The organism is Hydrogenophaga sp., from assembly GCF_035481345.1.
GTDB lineage: Bacteria > Pseudomonadota > Gammaproteobacteria > Burkholderiales > Burkholderiaceae_C > Hydrogenophaga.
On record NZ_DATIGV010000060.1, the window covers coordinates 1 to 6052 of the forward strand.

Annotated in this window: 9 protein-coding genes; 4 read left to right on the top strand and 5 right to left on the bottom strand. The window is 70.7% G+C overall.

Features of this window, described 5'->3' with window-relative positions:
• The 4 genes from VLG41_RS06345 to VLG41_RS06360 all read right to left on the bottom strand — a co-directional run.
• Positions 1–366, bottom strand: a 366-nt coding sequence (locus VLG41_RS06345; protein WP_414652453.1) for a hypothetical protein, incomplete at its 3' end; no start/stop codon positions are given.
• Between the two features lie 235 nt (positions 367–601).
• Positions 602–1300, bottom strand: coding sequence for a BON domain-containing protein (locus VLG41_RS06350; protein ID WP_325348549.1), 699 nt, complete (start codon positions 1298–1300; stop codon positions 602–604).
• Positions 1297–1917, bottom strand: a complete 621-nt coding sequence (locus VLG41_RS06355) for an SIS domain-containing protein (RefSeq protein WP_325348550.1) — start codon at positions 1915–1917, stop codon at positions 1297–1299. Before VLG41_RS06355 ends, VLG41_RS06350 begins: the two co-directional genes overlap by 4 nt.
• A 27-nt stretch (positions 1918–1944) precedes the next feature.
• Positions 1945–2349: a YraN family protein gene (locus tag VLG41_RS06360; RefSeq protein ID WP_325348551.1), complete on the bottom strand. Its 405-nt coding sequence runs from the start codon at positions 2347–2349 to the stop codon at positions 1945–1947.
• Positions 2350–2430: 81 nt separating this feature from the next.
• On the opposite strand from VLG41_RS06360, the gene rsmI reads away from it, so the two are divergent.
• Entirely contained in the window at positions 2431–3264 is an 834-nt protein-coding gene (gene rsmI, locus VLG41_RS06365; protein WP_325348556.1) for a 16S rRNA (cytidine(1402)-2'-O)-methyltransferase, read from the top strand.
• Here the strand turns inward: rsmI and VLG41_RS06370 are convergent.
• Positions 3255–3575: a hypothetical protein gene (locus VLG41_RS06370; RefSeq protein WP_325348552.1), complete on the bottom strand. Its 321-nt coding sequence runs from the start codon at positions 3573–3575 to the stop codon at positions 3255–3257. The two genes, rsmI and VLG41_RS06370, sit on opposite strands and share 10 nt — an antisense overlap.
• Before the next feature lie 163 nt (positions 3576–3738).
• On the opposite strand from VLG41_RS06370, the gene VLG41_RS06375 reads away from it, so the two are divergent.
• The 3 genes from VLG41_RS06375 to VLG41_RS06385 form a co-directional block, all read left to right on the top strand.
• Positions 3739–4380 (top strand): DUF502 domain-containing protein, encoded by a 642-nt coding sequence (locus VLG41_RS06375; RefSeq protein ID WP_325348553.1) that lies wholly within the window; start codon positions 3739–3741, stop codon positions 4378–4380.
• Between the two features lie 41 nt (positions 4381–4421).
• Positions 4422–5051 carry a protocatechuate 3,4-dioxygenase gene (locus tag VLG41_RS06380; protein ID WP_325348554.1) on the top strand — a complete coding sequence of 210 codons (630 nt, stop codon included), beginning with the start codon at positions 4422–4424 and terminating at the stop codon, positions 5049–5051.
• A 58-nt stretch (positions 5052–5109) separates the two neighbouring features.
• Positions 5110–6052 (top strand): metal-dependent hydrolase (locus VLG41_RS06385; RefSeq protein WP_325348555.1); only part of this gene is annotated, 943 nt, incomplete at its 3' end.

Sequence of the window (6052 nt, forward strand, 5' to 3'; positions counted from 1 at the left end):
GTTGTTGGAGTTGACCTCGTTGACGATGACCCGCGCGGGGCCGGTGGCGAGCCAGGGGTTGCCCGCGACCCCGCCGCCAAGTTGCGTCTGCGTGGCGGTGCGGCTGTTGTTGAGGATGGCACCGGGCGTGCCAACGTCGAACTGGCGGTAGGTGTTGCGCGAGACACCGGCCGCGCTGGGCGTGGTGATGTTGACCAGGGGCACGCCGTTGGGCGCGGTCAGCACCGTGGGGCGCTGGTTGCCGGGGGCGGTCGGGTCGGCCACGATCTGCGCCCACGCCTGCGGGCTGGTGAGCGGGCTGCTCAGGACCAACACCACGGCCCAATGCACAGCGCCTGCCAACCCACGCGTGGGCTTGAGCACCACGCGGTGGTGCTTCTTCTGCTTCTTCACTCGTCCACTCCCTGATGTCGATCACTGCGCCGTGCCCATGCACGGCTGCGCGCGATCACATCAGCGCGGGAGGGAAAAGCCCATACCGCGAAGGCGGCAGTTCAAGAAGGATCAGAGAAACGTCATCAACGGCGCAGGTGGTCACACGACCAGCGCAAAACAACGACGATCGTGAACGTCTTCCCGCCAACTCAACGGGTATTCCGCATCAATTGCGCGGAGGGGTGGAGGGCGCGGCTGCAGGCGGCGTCGCCACATTCGATGGCTGCACCGCCGGCTCAGGCGCCAGCCGCTTCAGTTCCTCTTCCGACATCACTTCGAACACGCGCACCACGCGCTGCACGCCGTCCACGTTGCGGGCCACGCTGGTCGCGCGCTCGGCTTCCTTGGCGGTGACGCGGCCCATGAGATAGACCACGTTGTTGTGGGTGGTGACCTTGATGGCGGTGGTGGGGATGTCGCGCGCGTCCACGAAGCCGGCCTTGACGCGGCCCGTGATCAGCGTGTCGGAGGTGCGCTGCGAGAAGCCCGGCGAATTGATCACCTGCAGCTCGTTGACGATGGTGCGCACGTTGTCCACGCCCGAGACGATGCTCTGGGCCTGGGTCTTGGCCGCCTCGTTCTGCACCTCACCGGTGAGCAGCACCTGGCGGTTGTAGCTGTTGACGTAGACGTTGGCGCGGCCCCCGAGCTGCTCGCGGATGCGGCTGCTGGCGCGCATCTCGATGGTCTGGTCCTCGAGTTGCGTGCCCGAGCTGCGGCGGTCGGCCGCCACCAGCGCCGTGCCCACGGCGGCACCACCCAGCACCAGCGGCGCGCAGGCGGAGAGCAGGAAGGTGAAGCCGAGCGCGCCCAGCACGGCGGCGCCCAGTCGGAAGCGGGAGGTGGAAGCTTGAGGCTTGGTCATGCGGGGTTCTCCGTGTCGATGGGGGTGGAATCGGGCAGGCCGAGCAATTGGGAGTCCAGGCCGTCGGCCAGGCAATGCAGCACGAGCAACTGCACCTCGAGCACGCGCGAGGCCTGCTCGTGGGGCACGCCGATGTGCACGTCGGTGTCGCGCAACAGGGTGGCCACGCGGCCGCCGCGTGCGCCGGTGAGGGCCACCACGGTCATCTCGCGCTCGTGCGCGGCCTCGATGGCGGCCACCAGGTTGCCGGCCTGGCCGTCGGGGCTGACGACCAGCAGCACGTCGCCAGCCAGCCCCAGGGCATGGACCTGGCGCGCGAACATCTGGCGGCCGTCGAAATCGTTGGCGATGCCAGTGAGCACGGCGGCGTCGGCCGCCAGCGAATGCGCGGCCAGTCCGGGACGGTCGCGCTCGTGGCGGCCAAGGATGTGGACCACGAATTGCTGGGCGAGCGCGGCGCCGGCCCCGTTGCCGCAGGCGAGGACCTTGCCGCCGCCGGTGAGGCCGGCCAGCAGGGCCGACACCGCGGCCTCGACCACGGGAGCCAGGGCCGGCGCGCTCTGGTATTTGAGGTCGGCACTGTCGATGAACTGCTGCTGAATGCGCTGCAAGAGCATGGGGCGATGATAGCCGTGGGCTTCGTGTCAAAAAGAAAACGCGTCACCGGCATCGAATGCCGCGCGCAGCCATTGAAGCTCGCCACCGTCGCCATCGATGAGCACGGCGTCGAAGCGCATACGTGGCATGGACCGCTGCCGCGCCAGAAAGTGCCGCGCCGCGAACACGATGCGCCGGCGCTTGGCCAGGCCGATGCTCGCGGCTGCGCCGCCGTAGGCCCCCGAGCGGCGTTGCCGCACCTCGACGAAGACCAGCGTGCCGTCGGGCTCCCGCATAATCAGATCGATCTCGCCGCCACCGCGCCCGGGCGTGCGAAAGTTGCGCTGCACCAGCCGCAGCCCCTGGCGCTGCAGGTGCGCCAGGGCCCTGTCCTCGGCCCGTTGGCCCGCCTCGCGCGCCGCCTTAGGCGCCTCTGATTGAAACCACCGCACGTGTCACCCCCTGTCCTTGAACTGCTCCACGCCGCGCGCGCCGCGGCGGGTGCGCAGCATTTTCCCCAGGGCACGCTGTACATGCTGGCTACCCCTATCGGCAACCGCGCCGACATCGGTCTGCGCGCGCTGCATGTGCTCGATCTGGTGGACAGCGTGGCCTGCGAGGACACGCGCCACACCGCCTCGCTGCTGCAGTCCTATGGCCTGCACAAGCCGCTGATCGCGGCGCACGAGCACAACGAGAGCGAGGCCGCGCAGCGCGTGATCGCATTGCTTCGCGAGGGACAGCGCGTGGCCTACGTGAGCGACGCCGGCACGCCCGGCGTGAGCGACCCGGGCGCGCGCCTGGTCGCCGCCGTGCGCGACGCGGGCTTGCGCTGCGTGCCCGTGCCCGGCCCCAGCAGCCTCACCGCGCTGCTGAGCGTGAGCGGCCACGCGGGTTGGGACGGCAGTTTCCGCTTCGCCGGCTTCCTGCCGGTCAAGTCACAGGAGCGGCAGCGCGCGCTGCAAGCCATCGCCGACGACCCGCAGGCCTGCGCCCTGCTGGAGGCCCCGCACCGCATCGAGGCCCTGGCCCGGGAGATGGCCACCGCCCTCGGTCCGCGCGCGGTCACGCTCGGGCGCGAGTTGACGAAACAGTTCGAGGAGGTGGCGCACCTGCCGGCCGAGGCCCTGCCCGCCTGGCTGGCCGCCGATCCGAACCGCACGCGAGGCGAATTCGCCTTGCTGGTGCACCCGCGCGAGCGCGACACCACCGATGACGGCGCGCTGCCCGAGGCCGCGCTGCGCGTGCTCGACCGTCTGCTGGTGGATCTGCCGCTGAAAGCGGCCGTGAAGGCGGCTGCCGACATCACGGGCGCGCCGCGCAACGCGCTGTACGAGGCCGCGCTGGCGCGGCGCCCTCAGCCCTGAGGCCGGCGCGGCTCGTCGACCTCGCGCGCCTCCACGTCCACCACCTCGCCACGCGCCGCGGGGCCTTGCGGCGAGGCCGGGCCGCCACGCCACACGCCCTGCGAGTACTGCCGCGAGCGCTCGCGCAGGCGGCCGAATACCACCAGCGGCGCGGGCCGGCGCCCGGTGATGAGCGCCCACAGCGACATCCCCGCCACCGCCAGCACCGAGGCCAGCAGCAGGCTGACGAGGAAGACCGCCGCAGCCAGCCCCAGCGCGAGGCGCAGCACAAGGCCCGCCACGCGGCCCAGCAGATCGGCGAAAGCATTCATGGGTGAAAGAGCGGATGGGGTCACGTGAGTTCCGGCGTCCCGCGAGGGAGAAACGAATGAAACCGGCACTTGGGGACGGGCACGGCCATTGCAAGGTCCGCCCGTCGGTGCCGTTCATTCGCCACCGTGGACTGCTATTCTCGCCCGGCCACCCCTCGCGCCCATGAAATCCACCCTGACCCGAACCTTCCTGCGCGGCCTGATCACCTTCCTGCCGGCCGCGCTCACGCTGTACCTGCTGTACCTGCTTGTTGTTTGGACAGAGTCGCTGGCCCGCGCCTTGTTCAGCCCCTTCCTGGGCGATTTCTACCTGCCGGGCCTGGGCATCGTGCTCCTGGTGGGGCTGATCTTCGGGCTGGGCGTGCTGGTCTCGCGCCGCGAGGTCACGCGCGTGCTCTCGATCGCCGAGCTGCCCTTCACCAACCTGCCGGTGGTCAAGAGCATCTACTCCTCGCTGAAGAACTTCGCCGACTACTTCGCGCCGCACGACAAGGACCACCCCACGCAGCAGGTGGTGCTGCTGCGCGCGCCCGGTGGCGAGATGTCCATCGTCGGCCTGGTGACGCGGCAGAGCTTCTCCGGCCTGCCCGGCGCCCTGGGCGAGCTCGACCAGGTCGCCGTCTACCTGCCCATGGGCTACATGATCGGCGGCTACACGGTGTTCGTGCCGCGCACTTGGGTCACGCCGGTGGAGATGTCGGTGGAGGAGGCGATGCGCTCCTCGCTGATCGCCTGGATGGCCTCGGCCCGCGACAACAACGGCCGCGAGCCCGCCGCACCCGAACCCGGTCGCGAGCCGTACTGAGCCCGCGCGGAACTCGCCGGCCGCAACCGCTTCGAAGCGCCATGGCCACCCCCATCCGCACCCGCCGAACCCTGCTGCTGGGCAGCGCTGCGCTGATCGCCTCGCCCGGCTGGCTGAGCCCGGCGGTCGCGCAGAGTGGCGGCTTGCGCCCCACGCCGCGCCAGACCGAAGGCCCCTTCTACCCCGTGGCGCTGCCCGCCGACACCGACGCCGACCTGCTGCGCAACGGCCAGGTGCACTACGGCAAGGGCCAGGCCGCCTGGGTCGAGGGCACGGTGGTCGATCTCGACGGGCGCGCGCTGCAGGGGGCGGTGGTCGAGATCTGGCAGTGCGACGAGGCCGGCCACTACCACCACCCCGGCGACGGCAACCGCGCCGACCCGGCCTTCCAGGGCTTCGGCCGCGTGGCGGTGGACCGCGAGGGCCGCTACCGCTTTCGCACCATCCGCCCCGTGCCGTACAGCGGGCGCACGCCGCACATTCACGTGAAGGTCAAGCTGGACCGGATGGAGCTGCTCACCACCCAGCTCTATGTGCAGGGCGACCCGGGCAATGAGCGCGACGGCCTCTGGCGCCGGCTCGACGAGGCCGGCCGCGCGGCGCTGACGCGGCCGTTCGCGCCCGATGGCGGCGGCGTGAAGGCCACATTCCCCATCGTCGTACAGGCCTGAGGGGCACAGCGGCCCGCACAGCGGCGCAGCGTGGGGGCCGATACCATCGGCGCCCATCATGGATTCACTCACCCAGATCGCCCTCGGCTCGGCCGTGGCCGTGGCCACCATGGGCCGGCGCACCGCCGCATGGAAAGCGGCCCTGTGGGGCGCCATCGCCGGCACCCTGCCCGACCTCGACGCCTTCATCGACCACGGCGACGCCGTGCTCAACATGGTGCTGCACCGGGGCGAGTCGCACGCGCTCTTCTACCTCACGCTGTTCTCGCCGCTGCTGGCCTGGCTGGTGTCGCGCCTGCACGGCGAAGGCGCGCTGTTCAGGCGCTGGTGGCTCGCGCTGTGGCTGGTGCTGATCACGCACCCTTTGCTGGACACCATGACGGTGTACGGCACGCAGTTGCTGCTGCCCTTCACCAACCACCCTTTCGGCGTGGGCAGCGTGTTCATCATCGACCCGGCCTACACGGTGCCGCTCATCGCGGGCGTGGTGTTCGCGCTGGCGGCGCCACGCATCGGCCTGAAGGCCAACGCCATCGGCCTGCTGCTGAGCAGCGCCTACCTGGTGTGGAGCGTGGCGGCGCAGCAGCACGTGGCCCAGGTGGCGCGCGAGTCGCTGCGCGAGCAGGGCATCGCGGCCGATCGCCTGCTCGTGACGCCCGCCCCCTTCAACACCGTGCTGTGGCGCGTGGTGGCCATAGGGCCCGAGCGGTACGCCGAAGGCCACTACTCGCTGCTCGATGACACGACCACGATCGACTGGCGCCGCTACGACCGTGGCGCCGCATTGGCCGAGCGCCACGCCATGGTCGAAGGCCTGCGGCGCATGGCCGCCTTCACCCACGGCTTCTTTCGCGTGCAGGAAGACGAGGGCCGCCTGTACGTGACCGACCTGCGCATGGGCCAGGAGCCCAGCTACACCTTCCGCTTCGACCTGGGCACCGAGGCCGAGCGCGCGAACGGCCCGCGCCCCTCTCGGCTGGACGGCATGCGCATCGACGTGG

Bases quoted from the DNA above. Each gene is read 5' to 3' on its own strand.
- VLG41_RS06375 (WP_325348553.1), top strand. From the start codon at position 3,739: ATGAAATCCACCCTGACCCGAACCTTCCTGCGCGGCCTGATCACCTTC.
- VLG41_RS06380 (WP_325348554.1), top strand. From the start codon at position 4,422: ATGGCCACCCCCATCCGCACCCGCCGAACCCTGCTGCTGGGCAGCGCT.
- rsmI (WP_325348556.1), top strand. From the start codon at position 2,431: ATGCTGGCTACCCCTATCGGCAACCGCGCCGACATCGGTCTGCGCGCG.
- VLG41_RS06355 (WP_325348550.1), bottom strand. From the start codon at position 1,917: ATGCTCTTGCAGCGCATTCAGCAGCAGTTCATCGACAGTGCCGACCTC.
- VLG41_RS06370 (WP_325348552.1), bottom strand. From the start codon at position 3,575: ATGAATGCTTTCGCCGATCTGCTGGGCCGCGTGGCGGGCCTTGTGCTG.
- VLG41_RS06350 (WP_325348549.1), bottom strand. From the start codon at position 1,300: ATGACCAAGCCTCAAGCTTCCACCTCCCGCTTCCGACTGGGCGCCGCC.